Origin of the sequence: Paenibacillus agaridevorans (assembly GCF_003112455.1) — a bacterium.
Lineage (GTDB): Bacteria > Bacillota > Bacilli > Paenibacillales > Paenibacillaceae > Pristimantibacillus > Pristimantibacillus agaridevorans.
The window spans coordinates 1-255 of record NZ_BDQX01000270.1; the positions used below are offsets into that span (position 1 = coordinate 1).

Below are 255 nucleotides of genomic sequence, written 5' to 3' on the forward strand. Positions count from 1 at the left end.
ATATGATGAAGAATAGACATCTCGCGAAACATATTGCAGATGCCTCATGGGGTGAAATGAGTCGCCAACTGCATTACAAGGCGAAGTGGTATGGCCGAACAATCAAGGAGGCGCCCAAATTTGCCCCATCGAGCCAAACTTGTCATGTATGCGGAAACAAGCAAGCAGAGGTGAAAAATTTGAGCATTCGCATGTGGACTTGCCCGGTCTGTTTCACGGTACATGACCGAGACAGGAATGCGGCGCAGAATATAA

1 protein-coding gene is annotated in these 255 nt (G+C 47.8%); it reads left to right on the top strand.

Annotated elements, in window-relative coordinates; genetic code table 11:
• Nucleotides 1-255: zinc ribbon domain-containing protein (locus PAT3040_RS22165; RefSeq protein WP_146200513.1), on the top strand; the 255-nt coding region annotated here is incomplete at both ends.